Annotated in this window: 21 protein-coding genes and 1 tRNA gene; 9 read left to right on the forward strand and 13 right to left on the reverse strand. The window is 69.7% G+C overall.

Translation table 11 applies throughout. The annotated features are described in order from the left end of the window. The first annotated feature begins 8 nt into the window (after window positions 1–8). Complete coding sequence (locus WG212_RS17470) at window positions 9–1,625, forward strand: lytic transglycosylase domain-containing protein (RefSeq protein ID WP_337188388.1); 1,617 nt, start codon at window positions 9–11, stop codon at window positions 1,623–1,625. Here the strand turns inward: WG212_RS17470 and WG212_RS17475 are convergent. Together WG212_RS17475 and WG212_RS17480 are read right to left on the reverse strand one after the other, a co-directional pair. Next, window positions 1,533–1,979 carry a cell wall biosynthesis glycosyltransferase gene (locus tag WG212_RS17475; protein WP_337188389.1) on the reverse strand — a complete coding sequence of 149 codons (447 nt, stop codon included), beginning with the start codon at window positions 1,977–1,979 and terminating at the stop codon, window positions 1,533–1,535. The two genes, WG212_RS17470 and WG212_RS17475, sit on opposite strands and share 93 nt — an antisense overlap. Before the next feature lie 63 nt (window positions 1,980–2,042). Continuing rightward, complete coding sequence (locus WG212_RS17480; protein ID WP_337188390.1) at window positions 2,043–2,402, reverse strand: argininosuccinate lyase; 360 nt, start codon at window positions 2,400–2,402, stop codon at window positions 2,043–2,045. A gap of 206 nt (window positions 2,403–2,608) precedes the next feature. Here WG212_RS17480 and WG212_RS17485 point away from each other — a divergent pair, with 206 nt between their 5' ends. Then, complete coding sequence (locus WG212_RS17485; protein ID WP_337188391.1) at window positions 2,609–3,685, forward strand: PA0069 family radical SAM protein; 1,077 nt, start codon at window positions 2,609–2,611, stop codon at window positions 3,683–3,685. Window positions 3,686–3,709: 24 nt separating this feature from the next. On the opposite strand, the gene WG212_RS17490 is transcribed toward WG212_RS17485, so the two are convergent. Beyond that, window positions 3,710–4,930 carry an RNA methyltransferase gene (locus WG212_RS17490; RefSeq protein WP_337188454.1) on the reverse strand — a complete coding sequence of 407 codons (1,221 nt, stop codon included), beginning with the start codon at window positions 4,928–4,930 and terminating at the stop codon, window positions 3,710–3,712. A 265-nt stretch (window positions 4,931–5,195) separates the two neighbouring features. Between WG212_RS17490 and WG212_RS17495 the strand changes: the two genes are divergently transcribed. Beyond that, window positions 5,196–5,828, forward strand: coding sequence for a hypothetical protein (locus WG212_RS17495; protein WP_337188392.1), 633 nt, complete (start codon window positions 5,196–5,198; stop codon window positions 5,826–5,828). A gap of 133 nt (window positions 5,829–5,961) precedes the next feature. On the opposite strand, the gene WG212_RS17500 is transcribed toward WG212_RS17495, so the two are convergent. Both WG212_RS17500 and WG212_RS17505 read right to left on the reverse strand, forming a co-directional pair. After that, a complete protein-coding gene (locus tag WG212_RS17500) occupies window positions 5,962–6,696 on the reverse strand; it encodes a TlyA family RNA methyltransferase (protein WP_337188455.1) in 735 nt (244 codons plus the stop codon). A 10-nt stretch (window positions 6,697–6,706) separates the two neighbouring features. Then, a complete protein-coding gene (locus WG212_RS17505) occupies window positions 6,707–8,461 on the reverse strand; it encodes a class I adenylate-forming enzyme family protein (protein ID WP_337188393.1) in 1,755 nt (584 codons plus the stop codon). A 243-nt stretch (window positions 8,462–8,704) separates the two neighbouring features. Here WG212_RS17505 and WG212_RS17510 point away from each other — a divergent pair, with 243 nt between their 5' ends. Further along, entirely contained in the window at window positions 8,705–9,517 is an 813-nt protein-coding gene (locus WG212_RS17510; RefSeq protein WP_337188394.1) for a PEPxxWA-CTERM sorting domain-containing protein, read from the forward strand. A gap of 33 nt (window positions 9,518–9,550) precedes the next feature. Here WG212_RS17510 and WG212_RS17515 read toward each other — a convergent pair whose 3' ends face one another. Beyond that, window positions 9,551–10,984, reverse strand: coding sequence for a S41 family peptidase (locus tag WG212_RS17515; RefSeq protein ID WP_337188395.1), 1,434 nt, complete (start codon window positions 10,982–10,984; stop codon window positions 9,551–9,553). A 146-nt stretch (window positions 10,985–11,130) separates the two neighbouring features. Between WG212_RS17515 and coaD the strand changes: the two genes are divergently transcribed. After that, on the forward strand, window positions 11,131–11,670 hold the full coding sequence (gene coaD / locus WG212_RS17520; protein ID WP_337188396.1) for a pantetheine-phosphate adenylyltransferase: 540 nt from the start codon (window positions 11,131–11,133) through the stop codon (window positions 11,668–11,670). Then, window positions 11,667–12,440 (forward strand): hypothetical protein, encoded by a 774-nt coding sequence (locus tag WG212_RS17525; protein ID WP_337188397.1) that lies wholly within the window; start codon window positions 11,667–11,669, stop codon window positions 12,438–12,440. The genes coaD and WG212_RS17525 overlap by 4 nt, the downstream gene beginning before the upstream one ends. 37 nt (window positions 12,441–12,477) lie before the next feature. Here WG212_RS17525 and WG212_RS17530 read toward each other — a convergent pair whose 3' ends face one another. The 7 genes from WG212_RS17530 to WG212_RS17560 form a co-directional block, all read right to left on the reverse strand. Then, window positions 12,478–12,750 (reverse strand): hypothetical protein, encoded by a 273-nt coding sequence (locus tag WG212_RS17530; RefSeq protein ID WP_337188398.1) that lies wholly within the window; start codon window positions 12,748–12,750, stop codon window positions 12,478–12,480. Between the two features lie 79 nt (window positions 12,751–12,829). Continuing rightward, window positions 12,830–13,222, reverse strand: coding sequence for a DUF1801 domain-containing protein (locus WG212_RS17535; protein ID WP_337188399.1), 393 nt, complete (start codon window positions 13,220–13,222; stop codon window positions 12,830–12,832). A 3-nt stretch (window positions 13,223–13,225) separates the two neighbouring features. Continuing rightward, window positions 13,226–13,642 (reverse strand): DUF1801 domain-containing protein, encoded by a 417-nt coding sequence (locus tag WG212_RS17540; RefSeq protein ID WP_337188400.1) that lies wholly within the window; start codon window positions 13,640–13,642, stop codon window positions 13,226–13,228. Between the two features lie 117 nt (window positions 13,643–13,759). Further along, window positions 13,760–16,423 carry a valine--tRNA ligase gene (locus WG212_RS17545; RefSeq protein ID WP_337188401.1) on the reverse strand — a complete coding sequence of 888 codons (2,664 nt, stop codon included), beginning with the start codon at window positions 16,421–16,423 and terminating at the stop codon, window positions 13,760–13,762. A 238-nt stretch (window positions 16,424–16,661) separates the two neighbouring features. Beyond that, window positions 16,662–17,249 carry a DUF2497 domain-containing protein gene (locus WG212_RS17550; protein WP_337188402.1) on the reverse strand — a complete coding sequence of 196 codons (588 nt, stop codon included), beginning with the start codon at window positions 17,247–17,249 and terminating at the stop codon, window positions 16,662–16,664. 82 nt (window positions 17,250–17,331) lie between these two features. Beyond that, a complete protein-coding gene (locus WG212_RS17555) occupies window positions 17,332–18,897 on the reverse strand; it encodes a TolC family outer membrane protein (RefSeq protein ID WP_337188403.1) in 1,566 nt (521 codons plus the stop codon). A 174-nt stretch (window positions 18,898–19,071) separates the two neighbouring features. After that, on the reverse strand, window positions 19,072–19,635 hold the full coding sequence (locus WG212_RS17560; RefSeq protein ID WP_337188404.1) for a protein-L-isoaspartate O-methyltransferase: 564 nt from the start codon (window positions 19,633–19,635) through the stop codon (window positions 19,072–19,074). A gap of 187 nt (window positions 19,636–19,822) precedes the next feature. Here WG212_RS17560 and WG212_RS17565 point away from each other — a divergent pair, with 187 nt between their 5' ends. The 3 genes from WG212_RS17565 to WG212_RS17575 all read left to right on the forward strand — a co-directional run bounded on the left by WG212_RS17565 (window position 19,823) and on the right by WG212_RS17575 (window position 22,854). Then, on the forward strand, window positions 19,823–20,491 hold the full coding sequence (locus WG212_RS17565) for a calcium-binding protein (RefSeq protein ID WP_337188405.1): 669 nt from the start codon (window positions 19,823–19,825) through the stop codon (window positions 20,489–20,491). A 198-nt stretch (window positions 20,492–20,689) separates the two neighbouring features. Then, window positions 20,690–20,763: transfer RNA gene (locus WG212_RS17570), tRNA-Cys, on the forward strand. Window positions 20,764–21,402: 639 nt separating this feature from the next. Continuing rightward, entirely contained in the window at window positions 21,403–22,854 is a 1,452-nt protein-coding gene (locus WG212_RS17575) for a VWA domain-containing protein (protein WP_337188406.1), read from the forward strand. Window positions 22,855–22,856: the final 2 nt, after the last annotated feature.

Raw genomic sequence — 22,856 nt, forward strand, 5'->3', positions numbered from 1 at the left:
AGGACGGCATGACGCTCAAAAAGCGCCTGCGCGTCGGGGCTTTGACCCTGTTCGCCGCTGCCTCGTTCGCCGCAACTGCGGCCGCGGCCCAGCCCAGGCCTCTCTCTGACACCGACGCGCGCGCCTACGCCGCCGCCTTCCAGGCCGTGGAACAGGGCGACTTCGTGGGCGCCCAGCTCCAGGCCTCCGAGATCCAGGACCGGTCGTTGGACGGCTATCTGTCGTTCCGCGCGCTCATGCACCCTACGGCGCACAAGGCCAGCTTCGAGGAGCTGGCCGGATGGCTGGAGCGATTCCGCGATCTGCCTCTGGCCGACCGCGTCTTCTCCCTGGCCCACAAGCGCAAGCCCGGCGAGGCCGCCCAGCTTCCCACGCCCGAGGTCGCCCTGGTCGACACCGCGCGCAGCGAGGTGACCAAGCCCGCCCGCGAGGCGTTCTATTCGGGCGACGCCCCGACCGCCTTCCGCCTGGCGGTCAGCGTGGGCGAGCGCTGGATCGCGGGCCTCGCGGCCTGGCGGCTCCAGGACTACGCCCAGGCCCAGGACTATTTCGCCCAGGTGGCCCGCGACACCGACGAAGACCCGTGGCAGCGGGCCGCCGGGGCCTACTGGGCCCACCGCGCCGCCTCGATGGTGGGCGACACGGCCTCGGCCCACGGCTTCCTGCGCCTGGCCGCCCAGGCGCCGCACACCTTCTATGGCATGATCGCCGAGCGGCAGACCGCCCTGCTCCGCATCGCCGAGGCGCCCACGGGCCAGCTCACCCTGGCCGCCTTCCGCCCGCCGGCGCGACCCGCCGCCGAGGTGCTGGGCGGCGAACTGCGCGCGCACCGCGCCGCCGCCCTGGCCCAGATCGGCCGCTATGAGGAAGCCCGGCAGGAGATCCGCGCCGGCCTGGCCCTGGCCCGCACGGGCGAGGAACGCGACGCCTGGACAGCCCTGCTGACGGACTTCGGCCTCTCGGGCGTCTACGGCGGCTCGGGCCGCGGCTATCTGACCCTGGGCGACTACCAGGCGCCGCCGCTGTCGCCCCGGAACGGCTTCACGATGGACAAGGCGCTGGTCTACGCCATCGTCCGCCAGGAGAGCGCCTTCAACCCGATGGCCCTGTCGCACGCCGGCGCGCGCGGCCTGATGCAGCTCCTGCCGACCTCGGCGGCGCTGGCCACCGGCGACCGCAACTTCGTCAAGCGGCCCAGGACCCTGTTCGATCCGGCGCTCAACCTTCGCGCCGGCCAGGACTACCTCGCCTATCTCATGGACCGGGGCGTCGGCCCCGACCTGCTCAAGATGGTCGCCGCGTACAACGGCGGGCCGGGCGCGGTGCTCAGCACCATCCAGAAGGTGGGCGATGACGACACCCTGCTGCTCATCGAGTGCCTGCCGGCGCTGGAGACGCGCAACTACGTCGAGAAGGTCATGGCCGGCTACTGGACCTACAAGCGCATGTTCGGCGAGGAGACGCGGACGCTCGACGCCCTGGCCGCCGGCGCACGCCGCGTGGACGCCCGGCTCGACCTGAGCCCGCCCGCCCTAGCCGACCCGGACGGGACGCAGCCCCAGCTCGCGCCGCAGCCCCTTCAGGTCGGCGCCGCGGCGATCTTCCAGACGGCGTCGTTCGACTAGAACCGCCCAGGGCGGCCGACGGAACAGGCCGCCCGGCGCCAGGCCCAGCACCAGCGCCGGTCCGCCCCCGCCGGCGAGGTGGGTCTCCAGCGCCTTGATCCAGCCGTCGCGCAGACGGAAGTCGGCGGGCGCCACGACCAGCCACCGGGCCCGGGCCGCCGCAGCGGCGGTTTCCAGGCCGGCATGCGCCTCGGCGCCCGTCTCCTCGCACAGGAGATCGATCCCGGCCTGGCCCGGCGCGGCGACGAGGAGCACCTGCCGCACCAGCCCGTCCACCGCCCCGGCCGTGAGCTGAGCCAGCAGGACGGGCAGCGCCTCGGCCCCGCGCCGCGCGTCGATGATCACGGAAAGCATGACCCGAAAGACCGTGCTTCCTTGGGGGCGGTCAAGCCTCGGCGGGGCCGAGACGCGGCCGGATCAGTCGGTCGTGGCCCAAGTGCGGTCGGCGTTGCGATCGTAGCGCAGCGTGACCTTCGAGACGCTGCAGAGGTCCAGGCGGTTCCACACGGCCGGCGTGCCGTCGTCATAGACCACCTTCAGGTCGAACCGGCAGCCCTTCGTGCCGCGGGCGAACTCGATATCCACCGTCTCGCCGTCGGACAGGACGTCGGCTTCCATCACGTCTTCTTCCCAGTCGTTGGTGTTCGAGGCCGACACATAGACTTCCGAGATCGTGTAGCCGGTCTTGTTGTAGACTTGGAAGTCCTGATCGCCCGCCATCGCGGGGCTGGCCAGGAGTACGACGGGCGCCGCGAGCGCCATGACACGTTTCAGCATTTTCGTCCCACCTTCTGTGTGATCGGATCAGTATTCACCAGGCGCGTAACCATCGCGTAAATGCCAGGAACAGCAGGTCGATCGGAGTGTGGATAACGGAATCTATACCTGCGAATACGCGCCGCACCGATCCACCCAAGCGCTCCGGCGACGCACCCTCCGATATGTTCTTGTTATGTTCCATCGTGGGTCCTAGGTTGCGGGGAATGTCCCCCACCGCTCCCCAGCCGCGCGGCCGCGGCGCCCGCTCGAACGCCACGGGCCGATACGAAGCCCAGACCCGCGAAGCCTTCGACGACGACTGGACCTGTGACGATGAAGCGCCGCCGCCGCTGCGCACCGAGGTCAGCGTCGAACGCGCCCGCCGGATCATCAGCCACAACGACAGCCCCGACGTCGGTTTCTCGGCCTCCATCAACCCCTACCGGGGCTGCGAGCACGGCTGCATCTACTGCTACGCCCGGCCGTCCCACGCCTACATGGGCCTCTCGCCCGGCCTGGACTTCGAATCCCGCATCTTCGTGAAGCCCGAGGCGGCGCACCTGCTGGAGAAGGAACTCTCCAAGCCGTCCTACAGGCCCGAACCGATCCACATCGGCGGCAACACCGATCCCTACCAGCCGCAGGAACGGACTCGGAGGATCACCCGGGGGCTCCTCGAGGTGCTGGTGCGCTTCCGCCATCCGTTCTCGGTGATCACCAAGTCGGCCCTGGTGGTGCGCGACCTCGACCTGCTCTCCGAGGCGGCCGCACTGAACCTGGCGCGGGTGGCGGTCTCGCTGACCACCCTGGACCGCAGGCTGGCGCGCTCGATGGAGCCGCGCGCGGCGACGCCTGCGAAGCGCCTGGACGCCATCACGCGGCTCGCCACCGCCGGCGTCCCGGTGACGGTCATGTTCGCGCCGGCCATCCCGGGCCTGAACGACCACGAGATGGAGGCCGTGCTGGAACGCGCCGCCGCCGCCGGGGCCTCGGGCGCGGGCTATGTGCTCCTGCGGCTGCCGCTGGAGATCAAGGACCTGTTCCGCGAGTGGCTCGAGACGGACCAGCCCGACCGGGCGCGGCGCGTGATGTCGCTGGTGCGCCAGATGCGTGGCGGAAAGGACTACGACATGGCCTGGGGGCGAAGGATGCGCGGCGAAGGCCCCATCGCCGACCTGCTCTCGGCCCGCTTCAAGGCCGCCCGGCGCCGCTGCGGCCTGGACCGGGGCTGGCCGCCTGCGGACCTGTCGCGCTTCCGCGTTCCGCTCCAGGCCGGCGGACAGCTCGACCTGTTCGGCTGAACGCCTTGCCCGCTCGGCGGGACCCTACCGGCTGAACACGCCGACCAGTTCCACGTGGGGCGACCAGAGGAACTGGTCCACGGGCAGCAGGCGATCGAGGCGGAATCCCGCGTCGATCAGGATGCGGGCGTCGCGGGCGAAGGTGGCGGGATTGCACGAGACACCCACCACGCGCGGCACGGCCGAACGCGCGATCTCGGCCGCCTGCTCGGCCGCGCCGGCGCGGGGCGGGTCGAAGACCACCACGTCCGTCTTCCTCAGTTCCTCGGCCAGGACCGGGCGGCGGACGAGGTCCCGGGCCTCGGCGGCGACACCCTTGAGGCCCGGCGCGGTGGAAAGCGCCGCGCGCAACGCCGCCACCGCCCCGGCCGACATGTCGACGGCGTGGACAGGGGCGATCGCAGCCAGGCGGAAAGTGAAGGTCCCCACGCCGCAGTGCAGGTCGGCGATCCGCGCGGCGCCCGCCGCCGCCTCGCCGGCGAATTCCGCCATCGCCGCCTCGGCGCCCGGCGTGGCCTGGAGGAATGCGCCCGGCGGCAGGGCCACCGTCGCCGGCCCCAGCCGCACCTGGGGCGCGCGCGCCATGTAGGCGACCTCGCCGGCCAGCGTGACACGCGCGAAGTCGGCCGCGGCGGCGTGTTCGGCGATCCGCATGCGGGCGTCGGCCGAGAGGCCGCCGCTGCGAGCCTCCACCCCGGTGATCTCCACGTCGAGGCCCGTGGCCGTCAGGGTCACGTGCAGGGTGGGCGCCGACTTCGGATGCTCGAACAGCGGCGCGGCCAGCCGGGCCAGCGCCGGGATCGCGGCCTGGAGCGCGGGATCGGCGATGGGGCAGACGTCCACCTCCACCAGATCCCACGAGCGGCGGGCCTTGTAGCCCAGGCGCGCGGCGTCCGGGCCGCCCCGGCGGGCGTGAAGGGCGAGGCGCCGACGGGCGCCCGGCCCGGCGGCGTAGGCGGGCAGCACCTCGGTCTCGATGCGCTCTCGGGCCAGGGTGCGGACGATCCGATGGGTCTTCCAGGCGAGGTAGGGTGCGTGCGCCCAATGCTGGAGCGCGCAGCCCCCGCAGAGGCCGAAATGGGGGCATGGCGGCTCGACGCGCTCGGGGCTGGCGGCCAGCACCTCGGCCAGTTCCCGGCGATCGCCGCCGCCCGTCACCCGCACGCGTTCGCCCGGCAGGGCGAAGGGAACATAGATCGGCCCCGCGGCCACCCCGTCGCCCTCGCCGCCGACAGCCTGGATCAGGACGTCCTGCGGCGGGCCGGGCGGCGGACGCGGATCGGGGCGGCGGGCGGACCCGTGGCTCGGTTTCTGGCCGGAACGGCGGCGCTGCGGCGCCTTCGAGGATTTCACGAACGGCCCCGCCGGCAAGGTGTGGTGCGGTAAGGTGTGGTTAAGTCGGGATGAACGAACATGAACGAGTTTCTCAACGGCCGTTCAGGTTCGGCGGCGCATCTTCGCCCGTAGCGTCGCCGTAAGCGACCCGAGAGCTTCGAGAGAGGGATACCGGATGTCCGTCCAAGCCGCCATCGCCAAGGCCGCTGTCATCAAAGTGGGGGCGTTCGCGCTCGCGGCCGCGATCGTCCTGCCCGCCGGCGTGGCCAGCGCCCAGCCGTACGGGGGCGCCTACGGCCCCGGCTCGCCCGGTTACAACTACGACCCCTGCCGCCGCGACGCGAACCAGCGCGGCACGGCCGGCGCCCTGATCGGCGGCGGCATGGGGGCGGTCATCGGCTCGAACGCCGCCGCCCGCAACGCCCGGACCGAAGGCGCCCTCCTGGGCGGCCTCCTGGGCGCCATCGCCGGCGGCGTGGTCGGCAACAAGACCGCAGCCTGCACCTCGGAGTACGGCGGCGGCTACCCGGCCTCGTCGCGCTACGAGCCGGCCCCCCTGCCGCCGCTCCCGCCGCCGGCCGCCTCGTCGGGCTACTACGACCGCGACGCCTACGCCGACCGGGCCGCCGACGCGCGCGATGACGCCTGGCGCCACCGCGAGGCCCCCTACCGCACCGACAGCCGCGGTCCGGACGCCGACGGCTGCACCCTGGCCGAAAGCCCGATCTACATGCCCGACGGCCGCACCCAGTCGCGCTTCGTGCGCGTGTGCCGCGACGCATCGGGCCGCTACGCGGTCGTCGACTGACACTCGCGGTCCGTTCCTGGTCGAGCAAACCCGGGGCCGTCGCACACAGCGGGCGGCCCCTTCTTCTTGCGGGGCGGACGGGCTGCGGGCGCCGTCGAATGACGCCGCGGCTTGAATCCGGGCGGCGTCGAGATCAGCGGGCCGGCTGCATGGCCCAGAGCAGGAACTCGTGGGCGCCGTCGCCTCCGGCGATCGGGCTGTCGGCGGTTCCGCGCACGGTCCAGCCCGAGACGGCCAGGAACGCCTTCACGCCCTCCAGCGCGGCGCGCCGATCGTCCGGATCGGTCACGAGACCGCCCTTGCCCACCTTCGCCGGCCCGACCTCGAACTGGGGTTTCACCAGGGCCACGAGGTCGGCCCCCGGGGCGGCCAGCGCCAGGGCCGCGGGCAGCGCCTTGGCGAGCGAGATGAAGCTGACGTCGGTGACGATCAAGGCCGGCGGCTGGGGAACCAGCGCCGGCGTGAGGTCCCGGGCGTCGGTGGCCTCCAGCCGGACCACGCGCGCGTCGCCCGAGAGCCGCGGATGGAGCTGGCCCCGGCCGACGTCCACGGCGTAGACCCGCGCCGCGCCGCGGGCCAGGCACACCTCGGTGAAGCCGCCTGTCGAGGCGCCGACGTCCAGGACGACGCGCCCGGCCACGCCGACCGGCCAGAGGTCGAGCGCATGGGCCAGCTTCAGCGCGCCGCGGCCCACCCACGGATGGGCTGGCCGGGCGGTGACCTCGACGTCCCCGTCGAGCAGCTCCGACGCCCGGACCACCGGTCGGCCTCCCGCCGTGACGCCGCCGGCCTCGATGGCGGCGCGGGCCTTGGCGCGGCTCTCGAAGAGGCCGCGCTCGACCAGCAGGACATCGGCCCTCCGTCGCAGCCGCGGACCCTCAGGCGGTCTCGGCTTCGAAGAGCTTCTTGAGCTCGCTCTTCAGGATCTTGCCGTTCGGGTTGCGCGGCAGGGTCTCGTGCCAGAACTTCACCGCGATCGGCACCTTGAAGGCGGCCAGCCGCTCGGCCACATGGGCGCGAAGCTCGGCCTCGGTCGCCTCGGCGCCCGGCTTCAGGGTGACCACCGCGGCCGGCTCCTCGCCCAGGATGCGGTGCGGCACGCCCACGACGGCCGCATCCATCACCGCAGGGTGGTCATAGAGGACGTTCTCGACCTCGACGCAGTAGATGTTCTCGCCGCCGCGGATCAGCATGTCCTTGGCCCGGTCGATGATGTAGCAGAAGCCCTCCTCGTCCAGCTTCGCGAGATCGCCGGTCCGCACCCAGCCGTCCACGAAGGTCTGAGCGGTCGCCTCGGGCTTGTTCCAGTAGGCGCGGGCGTTCATCGGCCCCTTCGACCACAGCTCGCCCACCTCGCCGGCCGCCAGCACGGTCACGCCGTCCGCCGGATCGCGGATCTGCAGCTCGGCCACGGCGGCGGCGGGGCCGCAGCTGTCGGGCCGGTTCTGGTAGTCCTCGCCGCCGTTCGAGGTGACCGTCGCGCAGGTCTCGGTCATGCCCCACCCCTGCCCCGGCTGGGACTTGGGGAACACCTCCTTGAGGCGGCGCACCAGCTCGGGCGCCGAGGGGGCGCCGCCGTACGACACGCTCTCCAGCGACGACAGGTCGTAGTCGCTCCGCGCCGGATGCTCCAGAAGCTGCCAGGCGATGGTGGGCACGCCGCCGGCCAGGGTCACCTTCTCGCGCTCGATCAGTTCGAAGGCGCGGATCGGCTCCCACTTGTACATCAGGACCAGCTTGCCGCCGCTGAACAGCGTGGGGTTCAGCACCGCGAAGCAGCCGGTGACGTGGAAGAACGGCACCGACAGCAGGGCCGAGCGCTGGGGCGCGTCGGGATCGGGCTGGGGCGGCATTTCGCCCTTGCGCAGGAAAACGCGGGCGCCGGCCGCCCCCGCCGTGATGATGTTGGTGTTGACCGCGCGGTTGGTGGCCAGGGCGCCCTTTGGCCGCCCCGTGGTGCCCGAGGTGTAGAAGATGGTGGCGTCGTCGTCGGGCGCGACGTCGGCCGGCGGCAGGGCGGCGTCCGGCAGGCCCGCCCAGTCGTTCGCGCCGCCCAGGATGCTCTCCAGCTTGACGACGTAGGGATGGGCGATCTCGTCCGGCTCGCGGCTGACGTAGACGCGCCTGAGATCGGGGCAATTGGCGAAATGCTCGTTGAGACGCTCATAGCGCTCGGCGTCCATCACCGCGACCTTGGCCCCCGAGTCGGTCAGGCCGTACTCCAGCTCCGGACCCGTCCACCAGGCGTTCAGCGGGGTGACGATCGCGCCCAGGGCGGCGGCGGCATAGAAGGCCACGACCCACTCGGGCAGGTTGCGCATGATGACGGCGACCCGATCCCCCTTCGCCACGCCCTGGCCGGCCAGTTCGGCGGCGAAGGCGGCGACGGCGCGGTGGAAGGCCTCGAAGGTCACCCGCTCGTCCTCGTAGACCAGGAAGACCCTGTCGCCGTAACCCTTCGCCAGCTCGGCCACCGTACGCAGCGTCGGCGGCTGGTTCTTCCACACCTTGACGGTGACGCCCCGGATCGTCTCCTCGGCGACTTCGGTCGGCAGCCCCGGTTGCCCCATAAGGGCGTGGGCCTGCTGGATGGTCATGGCGGGCCAGCCGGACGGCAACACGGCCTCGGTCATATGAGCGTATCTCCCGAACACGCGCCCGGAGTAATCCCGGACGTCACGTCAAGTGATCAAGCATAACCCAGCGTCAGTGGCAAACTGCGGACGGCGTTCTGCGAAGCGCGCGGCGTCGCCTCCGGCCGCCTCCCGCACCCGCACAAGCCTGACCGAGACCCCCAAGTGGGGGATCAAGCCGGCCGGGCGACGGCCTAGACTGCGCAACGCTTCAAAAGCGCGGCAAGTTTCGGAGTCGTCGGGATGCGGACGTTCAACGCTTTCATGTGCGGGCTGGCGGGCGCCTGCGCGATCGGCCTGGGCGGCGGTTTTGCGAGCGCCGCGAACGCGGGCGTCCTAGTGGCGTCGGGCGACGAGTGGACGCTGAGCGACTACGCCTATGACGACACCTACAAGGCGGGCACCGAGGCCTTCGTGCAGGATCTGGTCACCACCTTCGGCGGCTCGAACTACCTGCTGCTGACGGGCAACGGCAACGTGCCCGCGGGCCAACTGAGCCAGCTTACGGCGCAACTCAACGACCTGGGGAAGACGGTGGCGACCTCGACCACGTTCGACCTGGCCACCGCCAGCGCCTACGACGCCGTGTTCCACTTCGGGCAAGGCTTCAGCGCGCCGCAATTCGCGGCTCTCGGGGCCTATATGGACGCCGGCGGCAACGCGTACGTCAGCCTGGGCTCGGGCTGGTACGGAACCGCGGCCGGCGAGGCCGCGGCGTGGAATCCCTTCTTCGCCAACTATGGCCTGGTGGCCGGCGGAACCTGGTTCTCCGCGCCGGGCTTCGTCAACGTGACGGTGACCTCGGGCCCGCCGGGCGCCACCAACCTCATCTGGGGCTACGGCCAATCGATCGACCGGCTGCCCGACAGCTCCGGCGTGTCCTACCTGCGCGGGAGCTTCGCCGGCGGCCCGACCGACATCGGCCTCGTCGGTTCGAGCCAGACCCTGGGGGTCGTCGCGGGCGTGCCGGAACCCGCCACGTGGGCGCTCATGATCGTCGGCTTCGGCGCCGCGGGCGCCATGCTGCGGCGCCGGGGCCGCCTGGCGTTCGGCTGAGGAAAACCCGGGCCCCGCGTCAAGCCCAGGCGTTCAGTCCCGCGGCCCGCGGACCCGCAGGAGGGCTTCCTCCAGCACAGTGTCCGTCGCGGTCGCGATCGGCTCGCGCGCGAGAGGATGGTCGGGCCGCACGCCCCGGAGCCGCTCGTCCCCGTTGGGGCGCACGATCCGACTCTTCGGATAGGTGACGTCGACGCCCGACGGCAGCGTGAACGACAGGACGGACGCATAGGTCGTGGGCACGTCGGCGGTCTCCTCGCCCATGACCTCGCCGAAGCCGTAGTCCTGGATCAGGGCGGCGACCGAGGCGGCGTTCGAATAGCTGTGGCGGTTCACGAGGACGTGGACCTTCCCCTCGAACCTCGGCGCCGGGCGGGGCGGATTGAGCGGCAGGTCGAAGTCGTAGCGAGCGCCGTCCGGCTGCGCCGCCTCGGCGCGGGCCAGGGCCAGCAACATCGGATCGCCGGCGCCGCCCGCAAGCCTCTGGCGATACCAGGCCTTGGCCTGGGGGCTGGCCCTGAGGCGGAAGCTGGAGGCGAACCGGAACGGCCCGTCCGCGAACCAGGCCACCATGGGATCGCTGAACCCGTTGTCGCCCCCGGGATTGTTCCGCAGGTCGAGGATCAGGTCTTTCGCGCCCGCGTCGAGGAGGCGGCCGAAGCTCTCGTCGATGAACCGGTGGAAGCCGTCCGGCGCCTCGCCCGACGTCTGGCCGAAGGGTCCGGGTCGCAGGTAGCCGACGCCGCCCTCCAGCATCCGGAACTCGCGCGCGGCGAAATCGACCGCCAAGCGCGGGGCGCGCGCGGTCAGTTCGCGCCGTTCGGCCGCGGTGATCGACCGGACCTTTGCGCGGACGAGCCGCCCCTCCGGGTCACGGCCCGTCACCTCGACCTGGCCCACCTCCCCCAGCAGGAGCCAGAGCGCCGGCGGGAACGCCTGCTCGAGCAGGGCGTGGGTCATGTAGGGCCGCTCCGCGGAGATGAGCGCGCCCGCCCGCTCCAGCCAAACCGCGATCGGCTCGCCCTCCAGCGTCAGAAGTTCGAACCCTGGGGCCAGACGCCCCTCGGCGTCGGCGTGGGCGGTGAGCCGCACCCGCCCCTCGTCCACCCGGATGAAGAGCGGCAGGAAACGGCCGCCCTCCCCCAGGCGCCGCACGAACGTCGTCATGGGCGCATCGATGCGGGCATGGCCCACCCGCCCGAAGGCCGTGAAGCGCTGGAGCAGGACCTCGGCCTCCAGCCGGTCCATCGGTTTCGCCGCCCCCTCCGACAGCACCTTGTGGAACTGGTCGTACTCGGCCCGGGTACGATGGGCGAAGAGATCATAGTGCGCCGCCTGGAGGCCGAGGTAGAGGGCGTCGAGGTCCGCCTGGACAGCGCGCGGCTGTACCGCCGGTTCGCCGGCCGCGACGCCGTGGGCGGCGACACCGGCCGCCAGCGCGAGCATGAGAGTGACGAGCTTTTTCATGCATCTCCCGAAATCCGAAGCGCCACGACTACCGCGGCGACGGCCGCACGCGAAGAGGCCGTTTGAGGGCCCCCGCGGGACCCGCCGCGACTTGCGTCGGGACCCGACAAGATCAACCCTCTTCCCCAATCAGAGGTGAAGCGGCGATGCGGAAGGCTGTGCGGACCAAGGCGCTCTACGCCGGATCGTTCGATCCGGTGACGCGCGGACATCTGGACATCGTGCGCAAGGCGCTGGCCACGTTCGACGCCGTGCACGTGGCCGTGGGAACCAATGTGCGCAAACAGCGGGCGTTCGGACTTGAGCAGAGCCTGGACCTGATCCGGCGCTCGGTCGTGGAACTGTGGCCAGAGGCGGCCAGCGCGGACGGCGCGTTGTTCGAGGGGGCGCTGGACGTGGGCGAATACGCCAACCAGAGCCTGATCCGGTACGCCCGGACGATCGGGGCGACGCACATCGTGCGCGGACTGCGCGAGGCGACCAACTTCAACGAGGAGTTCAACCTGCACGGCCTGGCCGAGCGGATCGACCCCACGATCCCGATGGTTCACTTCATCTGCGACACCCAGTTCCTGCATGTCTCGTCCAGCACCGCGAAGGAGCTGGACGCGGTGGGCGAGGACATCGGCTGGCTGGTCCTGCCCTCGGTGGCGGCGGCCTTCCGGGCGCGGCGGGAGGGGCGGTGAGCGAGGGGCGGCCCGCGGCTGGGCGCGCGCCAGGCCTGCCCGGTCTGGTCGCCGCCCTGGCCGTCCTGTGCGCGACGGGCGGGGCGCGGGCCGACGAGCTTCAGGCCTGCGCCTTTCCCTCCCCGCCGACGGTGCTGATGTCCGAAGGCGAGCCGCAAGCGGCGGGATCGAGGCGGCTGCAGATGTGGGAGTTCGAGGAGGCGCCGGTGTTCGCGTCCACGGCCGACCCGGGGGGCTACGAGGCCTTCCGGCGAGCGGCGGCGGCGGCCGTGGGCGACATCGACCCCGTGCGTCTGCTGCGGGCGAGCCCCGGCCGCAACAATGACCTCGTGGCCGAGCAGGCCGACGCCTGGGTGCGGCCGGCCACCTGCCTGCAGAAGTTGTTGCAACAGGCCCAGCACGAGCGGATCGACACCTTCGCGTCGCCCACCGAATTCCTGGCCTTCGTGTTGCGCAGCCCGGACGGGGCGCGGTTGCGGGTCTACTTCTACACCGCCAATTTCGACGGGATCGGGCGGGTCGGCCCGGCGTCCGAGCCGACGGCCCGGGACCATGCCGCGGGTTGGACTGTCCTGGCCGGAGTCCACAACCACAATTTCCATCCGGGCGATCCGACGATGAACGGTGCGGTGGGTCCGAGCCTGCCCGACGCGCAGTTCAACCTGCGTTTCCATGCCCAGACAGGGATGGCCGAGGCCTGGATCACCAACGGCCTGCATACGGCGCAGATCCCCGCCGCCGCTTTCCCGCTCTTCGAACAGGCGCCCTGATTGGTGCGGGAGTCCCCCGAACAAAGGGGCCGATCGGTCAGTTCACCCGCCCTTCGCCTTCCTCCACGACGTCGGGGTCGTCGCCCTCGACAAGGGCTGTGATGAGTGAAAGCTCGTGGCGCAGATGATCCCAGGTCGCGTTGCTTCCGCTGGCCATCTCGCGGCTCTCGCTCAGGATGCCGGCGAATACGGCCTTGAGATCCTCAAGCAGGTGCTCGTCGCGCAGCGCCAGCAGGACGGTGAGGCCCTTCAGCAGCTTGTCGTTGGCGTGGACCATCGCCGTGAGGCGCTCCGTATCGGTCTGGGCCATAGGCAGGCGTCCTTCCGTGGGGTGGCCGTCATAACGCGGCCGTCAAACGGTCGTTGCAATGGCGGACCGCCTCGCCCGTTCAGCGCGGGCGCGACTTCGCTGTGTTGAACCCCGCGGCCGCCTGGACCAGAGCGCGGAAGGCCCCGGCATCGAGGACGTCGCCTTGGCGCAGGTCGATGGCGCGGCGCACCTTTCCTTCCAGGCTGGCGTTGAACAGGCCCGAGGGATCCGGGAGCGCCGCGCCGTGCGCGAAGGTGAGCTTCACCACCGCCCTGTAGGTCTCGCCCGTGCAGAGAATTCCGCCGCTGGACCAGACGGGCACGCCCCGCCACTTCCATTCTTCGACCACGTTCGGAACCGTCTCGTGAATCAGGGCGCGAACGCGGGCCAGGGTCTCGCCGCGCCAGTCCGCCAGAGCCCCGATGCGGGCGTCGATAAGGGCCGCCGGCGCATGGGCTTCAGGGTCGGCCACCCGTCACATCCTCTCGCCGGGCAGCCGGCTGGCCTGCCGCACCCAATCGGCGACCTGGACCGCGTCGAAACCCACCTCGTGGATGTGGAGATAGCGGGTGTCCTGGCTCTTGGAGGCGACCGGGGGCATGGGCGTCAGCGACCGGCCGCGGAAGAAGGCCACCTTCACGTATCGGGCGAAGACGTGGAAGCTGAGGAACCAGACGTCCTTCTCCAGGCCGTAGAGGGGCGAATTCCATTTCACCGCCTTGCAAACGCCGGGAACCTCGGTCGCGATGATGAGATCGAGGCCGCGGCCGACGTCCCGCTTCCAGTCGGGCATGGCGTCGATGTAGGCCTGGACCGATGCGTCGCCATAACCCTTGGCGATCTGGGGATTGCCGCCGGAGAGCAGCCTGGGCGCGTCAGACTTGGGGGCCATGCCGCACATTGGCCGCGATGGCGCGGAGCGGCAACCTCGAGCGAGCGGAACAGGAAGCCTCCACGCCCCTCCGTCCTGGCCCGGGCCCGCCTCCCCCGCGTCGCGGGGAAGGATGGTCTAGACGCCCTCCAGCCGCGAGAGCGCCCCCTGGAGCTTGTCGCGGGCCGCCTCGGCGTCGGCCAGGCGCTCGCGGTTCTCCTCGACCACCTCTTCGGGCGCGCGGGCGACGAAGTCGGGATTGGCCAGCTTCTTCGCGGTGCGGTCGATGTCGGCGGCGAGGTTGGCGACCTCCTTGCCGAGGCGGGCGCGCTCGGCGGCGATGTCGATGAACCCGGCCACGGGCAGGGCCAGGGTCGCGCCCCCGACCACGTACGGGATGGCGCCAGCCGGAGCGGAGTCCACGACGCGGACTTCCGAGACCCGCAGCAGGCGGCCGATCAGGGCGGCGCTGCGTTCCAGGACGGCCCGCTGGGCGCCGGACGCCTCGACCACCAGCAAGGGCGGCTGGGCCGACGGGGGCACGTTCAGGCCCTGGCGCACCGAGCGCCCCTCGGTGATCGCCTCGATGATCAGACCGATCTCGCCGTCGGCGGCCGGATCGACCAGGCTGGCCGGCAGATCGGGCCAGGGCGCGGTCATCAGGAAGCCGGCGTGGGTGCGCGTCGCGCCCAGGTCGGCGGTCTGTTCCCACAGCTCCTCGGTGATGAAGGGCATGACCGGGTGCAGCAGGGCGAGGATCACGTCCAGAACCCAGGCGGCCGTAGCTTGCGTCTCGGCCTTCGCGGCGGCGTCATCGCCGGTGAGCAGCGGCTTGGCCAGCTCCACGTACCAATCGCAGAACTGGTTCCAGATGAAGCGGTAGAGGGCGTTCGCCGTTTCGTCGAAGCCGCAGCCGGCCAGCGCGGCGGTGACGGCGGCGGCCGTGCGTTGCGTCTCGCCCACGATCCAGCGGTTGAGCGGCGCCTTCACCGAGGCCGGGTCGAAGCCCTCGGCGCGCGCGCAGCCGTTCATCTGGCAGAACCGCGTGGCGTTCCACAGCTTGGTGCCGAAGTTGCGGTAGCCCTCGATCCGCGGCTTCGACAGCTTGATGTCGCGCGCCTGGCCCGACATGGCGGTGAGCGTGAAGCGCAGGGCGTCGGCGCCGAACTCGTCCACGAGCTCCAGCGGATCCATGACGTTGCCCTTGGACTTGGACATCTTCGCGCCCGTGGCGTCGCGGACCAGGGCGTTGATGAACACCCGCTTGAACGGGACCTCGCCCGTGAAGTGGAGCCCCTGCATCATCATCCGGGCGACCCAGAAGAAGATGATGTCGAAGCCGGTGATCAGCGTGTGGGTGGGATAGAACCGCGCGAGATCCGACGTCTTCTCCGGCCAACCCAGCGTGGAGAACGGCCACAGGCCCGACGAGAACCAGGTGTCTAGGACGTCCTCGTCCTGCTTCAGCTCGGTGGGGCGGCCATAGTGCTCCTCGGCCTTCCTCAGCGCCTCGGCCTCGGTCTCCTCGACGAAGGGCCGACCGTCGGGGCCGTACCAGGCCGGGATGCGGTGGCCCCACCAGAGCTGGCGGCTGACGCACCAGGGCTGGATGTTCCGCATCCACTCGAAGTAGGTCTTCTCCCAGTTCTTCGGCACGAAGACGGTGTCGCCCTCTTCCACCGCCTTGATGGCGGGCTGGGCCAGGACGTCGGCCGCGACGTACCACTGGTCGGTCAGGTAGGGCTCGACCACCACGCCCGAGCGGTCGCCGTGCGGGACGGTGTGGCGGGTCTTCTCCACCTCGCGCAGCAGGCCCAGGGCCTCGAACTGCTCGATTACCTTCTTGCGGGCCTCGAAACGGTCCAGGCCCCGATATTCGGGCGGGGCGTTTTCGTTGATCCGCGCGAAGTCGTCGAGGATGTTGATCATCGGCAGGTTGTGGCGCTTGCCGACGGCGAAGTCGTTGAAGTCGTGGGCCGGCGTGATCTTGACCGCGCCCGAGCCCTTCTCGGGATCGGGGTACTCGTCGGCGATGATCGGGATCGGCCGGTTCACGATCGGCAGGCGCACCGCCTTGCCGATCAGGGCCTTGTAGCGCTCGTCCGAGGGGTGGACCGCGACGGCGGTGTCGCCCAGCATGGTCTCGGGCCGGGTGGTGGCCACGACGATCTCGCCCGAGCCGTCCTCCAGCGGATACGCGAAGTGCCAGTAGTGGCCATCCACCTCGCGCGCCTCGACCTCCAGGTCCGAGATGGCGGTCTGGAAGTGCGGGTCCCAGTTCACCAGCCGCTTGTCGCGGTAGATCAGCTTTTCCTTGTGGAGCTTCACGAACACCTTGCGGACTGCGGCGCTGAGGCCGTCGTCCAGAGTGAAGCGCTCGCGGGACCAGTCACAGGAAGCGCCCAGGCGGCGGAGCTGGTTGACGATGGTCCCGCCGGATTCGGCCTTCCACGCCCAGACCTTGGCCACGAACTCGTCGCGGCCCATGTCCCGGCGGCTGCGGTTGCCCTGCTCGGCGAGCTGGCGCTCGACCACCATCTGGGTGGCGATGCCGGCGTGGTCGGTGCCGGGAAGCCAGAGCGCGGCCTTGCCCCGCATCCGCTCGAAGCGGATCAGCACGTCCTGCAGGGTGTTGTTCAGCGCATGCCCGATGTGCAGCGAGCCCGTCACGTTCGGCGGGGGGATGACGATGGAGAACGGCTCGGCGGCCGGATCGTCGGTCGGCGCAAAGCCGCCCGAAGCCTCCCAGGCGGCGTAGAGGCGCGGTTCGGCGGACTTGGGGTCGAAGGTCTTGTCGAGCATGGCGGGGGTTCTGGCTGAGGGGCAAAGGCGTGGAATGCTTCCCTTCCCATGCAATGGGAAGGGGGACCGCGCCCCGAAGAGGGCGTGGTGGGAAGGGCAAGCGGCCGGCAGGGCGGGTCGATCCGCCGGATTGGCGCAACAGATCGGACCGCTATTCAACGCCTTGGGGCTTGCCCTCTCCACCACGCCCTCTTCGGCGGGCGGTCCCCCTCTCCCGCTACGCGGGAAAGGAAAGGGGCTAGCGTACTCGGCCGCGGGCGATGCGTTCGACCTCGGCCTCGACGGCCTGCTGCACGATACCGGGCAGGTTGTCGTCGAGCCATTGCTGAAGCAGCGGCCGCAGCAGTTCGCGGACCACGTCTTCCAGGGTGCGGCCCTCCGCGGGCATCAGGAGGCTGGACGACAGGCGACCGAAGGTGGCCGCCGTGGCGGCCGCCACCGAGGCGCTGACCAGGCCGTCCGCGGCCGGCGGCGGCGCGGCGACCGGTTGGGGCGCGGGCTCCGGCTCCGGCGCCGGGGGCGGCGCGACGGCCACCACATCCAGGTCACCGTGGCTTTCGACCCGCTGGGTCAGCTCCAGATCGTCATCGTCATCTTCATCGTCGTCGAGATCGGGCGCCGGCTCGAATCCCCCGGCCACGGCCGGTTCAGGCTCCGGTTCGGGAATCGGCAGCGGCCCGGCGTCGTCCTTCAGCGGCTCGGGCTCCGATTCGGCCGCAGGCAGCGCCGGGCCGCCTTCGGCCGGAGCCTCGTCCTCGGAGATGATCCGGCGGATGGAGGCGAGAATCTCCTCCATGGTCGGTTCTTGGGAGCTCTGCTCGGACATCAGCCTGCCGCCACGGTTGAATCTCGGAACCCGAACCTAAGCGCCAGCGGCCGATCGTGCAATTTCTGAGGGCGCCTGGCCGTCAACGGGACGCAGATGGCGCGACGGCCGGCGCCGGCTGGAGGCCGGGTGCGACGGGCGCCTCATCCCTCGGCTCGGGCGGAGCGCTGGACGGGAACGGCGTCAGGAGGCGGTCGATCACGCCGATCGGCTCTTCCCACGGGACCCAGCCCCAGGTGATGCGCAGCTTCCGGAAGTTCCTGGCGGCGTCGTACTGCGGCTCGCCGGGGATGAGATGCTTCGCCTCGAGGCGCCCCATGGTGGCCAGTATGTTGGCGGCGGCCACATATTCGTCGCGGCGCGAACTGACCTGGTTCAGCTCGGCCTGCCGCAGCTCCTGCTCGGCGTTGAGCACGTCGATGGTGGTGCGCAGGCCCACCTGCTGTTCCTGGCGGGTGCCTTCGGCGGCGATCCGGGCGGCGCGCACCTGCTCCTCGCTGGAGGAAATGTTGGCGCGGGCGGCGATGAGCTGGCTCCACCACTGGGTCGCGGCCTGGAGCACGTTGCGGCGCACGCCCTCCACCGTGATCCGATCGGCGTTGTTGCGTTCGACGGCGGCGCGCACGCGCGAAGTGGTCAGGCCGCCGTTGAACAGGGGCATGGTGGCCGTGACTGTGGCGCTGGTTCCACGAACGTAGAGGTCGGAATCAAACGGCCGCACCGGGCCGCGATCAAAGCCCAATGTCACCTGGCCGCTGACGATGGGCATCCGCTCGGCGCGCGCCCCGGCCACGCGGGCCCGGCTGGCCATTTCCGCATACTGTTGGGCGCGAAGCTGCGGGTTGTACTCCTCGGCGGCTTTGAAGGCCTCGTCGGGATCGGTCGGCAGGATGAACGCCAGTGACGGCTCGGGAGCCAACTCACCAGGGTTCTGGCCCACCAGGGCCGCATAGCCGGCGCGGGTGATGGCGAGCTGGGCGACCGCCTGCTGGTAGAGCGCCTGGGCCTGGGAAAGCCGCGCCTGGGACTGAGCCACGTCGGTGCGGGTCACCTCACCCACATCGAAGCGCGCCTGCGATTCCTCGAGCTGCCGAGTCAGGACGTTGACGTTCTCCTGGCGGATGCGCAGGGCTTCCTGATCGCGGCGTGTGTCGGAATAGGCCTGGATCACCGACAGGATCACCTGGGCCTCGACCCGGCGCAGGTTCTCGCGACCGGCCAGGACGTCGGCGTTTGCCGCGTTGACGGCGGCGGCCACACGCCCGCCGCTCCAGATCGGCTGGGTGAAGCTCAGGCCCGCCCGGCCGCTGTTGGTCTCAAAGATCCCCGAGTTGCCGAAGGTGTCGGGCTGCCCGTCACCGTCTGAGTCGACGCCCGCCGCCGCTCTTGGAATACGGCTTTCGGTATAGGTGGCGCTGGCGCTCACACCCAACGTCGGCCGCCAGCCGCTGCGGGCCTGGACGTAGCTCTCGTCGAGCGCGCGCTGGGTGGCGCGCTGGGCCTGGAGGGTGGGATTGTTCTGGTAGGCCAGCGCAATGGCGTCGGCCAGGGTCTCGGCCTGCGCCGGCGCGGCCGCCAGAGCCGCGGCGGACAGGGCGCCCACACACACACTCGCGGCCAGGAGTCGGCCACGGAAGGTCATCGACATTCTTTATCCCCGAACTCGCGAGAGACGCAGTCCTCTTGGAACCCGTGCAGTGTTCAACCTTGTATGCCGTGCTCTGCCGTCCACTCCAAGCCGCGTCACCTTAAGCTTTTTTCACCCCGACCTTCTCATCCGGGCGTTTCGAGGGTGTTTCAGGACCGGGGCCGGAAAGCGAAATTAGAACGCAAAGCCGGGCGTCGGCTCGAAACCGGCCAGCACCGGCGGAAACGCATCGAACAGGTCGCGGCGCCCCACACCGTCGGCGGCCTTCACATAGAGCACCGCCTGGCCGACCGCCCCGCCGCGCTCGACCACGCCCAGGCGACCGCCCGCCCCCAGGACCGCGGTCCACGCCTCGGGCGCGCGCGCCACCGCCCCCTCGCAGACCACGATGTCGAACGGGCCGGCGGGAACCGGCTCGCCGGCGTCGGCCTGGACGACGGCGCACCCCAGATCCTCGAGCACCGCCGCCGCATAGGGGGCGGAGATGGCCAGGGCGCGCTCGCCCGGCATGGGACGCAACGCCTGGAGCAGCTTGGAGACGTCGCGCGGCTTCAGCAGCCAGCGGCCGGGCGCGTACTCCGCCTCGATGTCGGCATAGGCCAGCGCCCCCTTGTCGGCGGCCAGGAACCGTTCGCGCGCGACCTTCCGCATGGCGTCGTGGATGCGCACGTCGGTGACGTCCTGGGTGCGCACCTGACTCTCCACCATGTTGAGACGGGCGGCGGTGAAATCGGGCATGTAGCTCCTCACGATACTGAGCGAGCGGATTATCGCCGAGGCAGTGCAAACGCAATTCCAGCCGCTCACTTAAAGAGAATTCCTCCTCAGATTTTCGAATGAAAAATTTCTACTTTAAATTGACTCCCCTTTGCCTCCACGGCATCGTTCATATGTTGAGAGACCCGCATCCTTTTCGGAGATAAAGATGAGCGGTTTTGATGGAAATCAAGAAACTATTATTGCATTTGCATACGGATATAGCAGCCCAACTCCCATCATAATTAATGGATGGACGTTCAATGGAACTTCTTCAGATGAAGTTATAGGAGGAAGCGACTATCAAACTCAGGTTAGATTTGTATCTGGAAACTGGCTAACTGACATACAATATGGAACTGATACTTTAAATGGAGGATCTGGAAACGACTATATTGATGGCGTTGGCGCCTCGGATAGCATCTCAGGAGGCGATGGAAATGATACCGTCTCTGGTGGCGATGGAGATGATTTTGTACATGGAAATTCAGGTAACGATCAGGTAATTGGAGGGAATGGAAACGATACCGTTAGAGGTGGTCAAGGAAACGACACCATATCTGGGTCTGACGGGAATGATTTCATTTCAGGAGATGCAGGCGACGATCTTCTGTATGGAAATACCGGCGCTGACACTTTCAACTTTTCTCTTGGATTTGGAAACGACACTATAGCTGATTTTGATAGAAATTCAGGTGATAGCGTTCGAATAGAATCTGGATCATATACATTATCTCAAGTTGGATCAAATACCATTGTTCTAATGAGCGACGGATCGGCGCTCACTATTCTAAATACATCATACGCCTCTTTAGATTCTGGATGGATACATACCTAGATTTTACCGAGAAATTCTACGATATAATTCTGATTAACTCGAATTTTACATTATCAATCATCTCGTCAAGAAGATCATTGCAGGAGGTTAGGCCTTCTGTTAGCCATCCCTCCGCGAGTAGGGGGATGGCTAACGGCTATGCACCCTCTTTGGACATTTCGGTCCGATCTTAAGGTTGAAGCCTTAAGTGCTTGTGGCGGCCTGATGGCGGAGTGGTGACGCACCGGACTGCAAATCCGTGAACCCGGGTTCGATTCCCGGTCAGGCCTCCAAAGCTGCTCCTCGACAATCGCCTCTGACGCCCGGTCCCCCAGAACCGTCGGAATGAGTTCCGACACCGTCGGGTGGATGTGGCGCCGAGGCCGTGGTTCCGGCCGTCACGGCGTGGGGAGGCGCGGGAATGGCCATCCTGAAATTTTACGATCGTCATTCAATCGTCGGGGGTTCGCCATTTCACAGCCACGATCCCGGCGCGAAGCTCCGCCGCATGGGCGCTCGTGACGGCGCCCGCCGGAGGATCGCCCACCATGCCGCAACGTCCGCCAGAAGTTCGCACGCGTGAAGCTCGCACGCCCCCGATCCGCACAGGCGCCGGCCAAAGTCCCGCCGTCCGCGCCGGGGCCGCCGTCCTGGCCTGCCTGACAGCCGCGACCTCGGCGCCGCCCGCCGCCGTCGCCCGACCCGACCGGGCTGGCGACGGGACACCGACGGCCGAGGCCTGCGAAGCGCTGGGCTTCCGCGCGGCGCCTATGTCCAGGCCGGGGAGCGTGGGCCTGGGCAGTCCCATCATGCGCCATCGCGTCGCCCCGGGGACGCCGGCGCCCCCTCCCCCGCCACCCGCGCCCGTTCCCACCGCCCCCGCCCTCGTTCAGGAGTCCCTGGTCGTGACCGCGCAGGCCCGGAGAGATGGCGTGGCCGTCGCCCCGCGCCTGCCGACGCGCGACACCGAACGGTACCCCGGAGCGGCTTCCAACCCCATCCGCCAGACGGCGCAGGAGCCGGTCTCGACCTTTTCGGTCGATGTGGACACCGCGGCCTATTCCAACGTCCGCCGGTTCCTGAACGAGGGCGCGACGCCCCCCACCGACGCCGTGCGGGTGGAGGAGTTGATCAACTACTTCGACTACGGCTACGCGCGACCCGCCGACCGGTCCAACCCGTTCTCCACCTATGTGGCGCTGGCCCCCTCGCCCTGGTCTGCGCAGAAGCAGATCCTGCATATCGGCATCCAGGGCTTCGACCTGCCGCGGGCCGAGGCGCCGGCGCTGAACCTCGTGTTCCTGGTCGACACCTCCGGCTCGATGTGGGGCCCGGACCGCCTGCCGCTGGCGCAGAAGTCGCTGAACCTGCTGGTCGACCAGATGCGGCCCCAGGATCGCGTGTCGATCGTGGCCTATGCCGGCTCGGCAGGGGCGGTGCTGGCGCCCACGGACGGGCGCAGCAAGCTCAAGGTGCGATGCGCCCTGGACGCCCTGCAGGCCGGCGGCTCGACCGCGGGCGGCCAGGGGCTGAAGCTGGCCTACGACCTGGCGCGGCAGAACTTCGACGCCAAGGCGGTGAACCGGGTGATCCTGGTCACGGACGGCGACTTCAACGTGGGCATCGCCGATCCCGCCCGGCTGAAGGACTTCGTGACCGATCAGCGCAAGACCGGCGTCTACCTCTCGGTCTACGGCTTCGGCCGCGGCAACTACAACGACGCCATGATGCAGGCGCTGGCGCAGAACGGGAACGGGACGGCCGCCTATGTCGACAGCCTGCAGGAGGCGCGCAAGCTGTTCCGCACCGACTTCACCAGCACGATGTTCCCCATCGCCGACGACGTGAAGATCCAGGTCGAGTTCAACCCGGCCCAGGTCTCGGAATACCGGCTGATCGGCTACGAGACCCGTATGCTGGCGCGCGAGGACTTCAACAACGACCAGGTCGATGCGGGCGAGGTGGGCGCCGGCGCCTCGGTGACGGCGCTCTACGAGATCACCCCGGCCGGCGCGCCGGGCTCGGCCGATCCGTTGCGCTACGGGCGACCGGCGCCGAAGGCGGGCCCGGCGGGAGAACTGGCTTATCTCAAGATCCGCTACAAGCTGCCGGGCCAGTCGCGATCGAAGCTGATGGAGCGGCCGGTCACGGCGGGCGACGGATCGGCCACGCTGGCCGCAGCGCCCGAAGCGACCCGGTGGGCGGTGGCGGTGGCCGCCTTCGGCCAGAAGCTGCGCCGCGACCCGCGGGTGTCGGACGGCTTCGGCTGGCCGGACGTGGTCGCCCTGGCCCAGGGCAGCCGCGGCCAGGATCCCCACGGCGAACGCGCCGAGTTCGTGCAGTTGGCGCGGGCGGCCGGCGAGCGGGGGACGGCGGGCGAGTAGAG

It is taken from the genome of Phenylobacterium sp. (assembly GCF_037189685.1).
GTDB lineage: Bacteria > Pseudomonadota > Alphaproteobacteria > Caulobacterales > Caulobacteraceae > Phenylobacterium.

What these genes read in the sequence shown, in the direction of transcription:
- WG212_RS17470 (WP_337188388.1), top strand. Translation starts at nt 9, where the DNA reads ATGACGCTCAAAAAGCGCCTGCGCGTCGGGGCTTTGACCCTGTTCGCC.
- WG212_RS17475 (WP_337188389.1), bottom strand. Translation starts at nt 1,979, where the DNA reads ATGCTTTCCGTGATCATCGACGCGCGGCGCGGGGCCGAGGCGCTGCCC.
- WG212_RS17480 (WP_337188390.1), bottom strand. Translation starts at nt 2,402, where the DNA reads ATGCTGAAACGTGTCATGGCGCTCGCGGCGCCCGTCGTACTCCTGGCC.
- WG212_RS17485 (WP_337188391.1), top strand. Translation starts at nt 2,609, where the DNA reads ATGTCCCCCACCGCTCCCCAGCCGCGCGGCCGCGGCGCCCGCTCGAAC.
- WG212_RS17495 (WP_337188392.1), top strand. Translation starts at nt 5,196, where the DNA reads ATGTCCGTCCAAGCCGCCATCGCCAAGGCCGCTGTCATCAAAGTGGGG.
- WG212_RS17505 (WP_337188393.1), bottom strand. Translation starts at nt 8,461, where the DNA reads ATGACCGAGGCCGTGTTGCCGTCCGGCTGGCCCGCCATGACCATCCAG.
- WG212_RS17510 (WP_337188394.1), top strand. Translation starts at nt 8,705, where the DNA reads ATGCGGACGTTCAACGCTTTCATGTGCGGGCTGGCGGGCGCCTGCGCG.
- WG212_RS17515 (WP_337188395.1), bottom strand. Translation starts at nt 10,984, where the DNA reads ATGAAAAAGCTCGTCACTCTCATGCTCGCGCTGGCGGCCGGTGTCGCC.
- coaD (WP_337188396.1), top strand. Translation starts at nt 11,131, where the DNA reads ATGCGGAAGGCTGTGCGGACCAAGGCGCTCTACGCCGGATCGTTCGAT.
- WG212_RS17530 (WP_337188398.1), bottom strand. Translation starts at nt 12,750, where the DNA reads ATGGCCCAGACCGATACGGAGCGCCTCACGGCGATGGTCCACGCCAAC.
- WG212_RS17540 (WP_337188400.1), bottom strand. Translation starts at nt 13,642, where the DNA reads ATGGCCCCCAAGTCTGACGCGCCCAGGCTGCTCTCCGGCGGCAATCCC.
- WG212_RS17545 (WP_337188401.1), bottom strand. Translation starts at nt 16,423, where the DNA reads ATGCTCGACAAGACCTTCGACCCCAAGTCCGCCGAACCGCGCCTCTAC.
- WG212_RS17550 (WP_337188402.1), bottom strand. Translation starts at nt 17,249, where the DNA reads ATGTCCGAGCAGAGCTCCCAAGAACCGACCATGGAGGAGATTCTCGCC.
- WG212_RS17555 (WP_337188403.1), bottom strand. Translation starts at nt 18,897, where the DNA reads ATGTCGATGACCTTCCGTGGCCGACTCCTGGCCGCGAGTGTGTGTGTG.
- WG212_RS17560 (WP_337188404.1), bottom strand. Translation starts at nt 19,635, where the DNA reads ATGCCCGATTTCACCGCCGCCCGTCTCAACATGGTGGAGAGTCAGGTG.
- WG212_RS17565 (WP_337188405.1), top strand. Translation starts at nt 19,823, where the DNA reads ATGAGCGGTTTTGATGGAAATCAAGAAACTATTATTGCATTTGCATAC.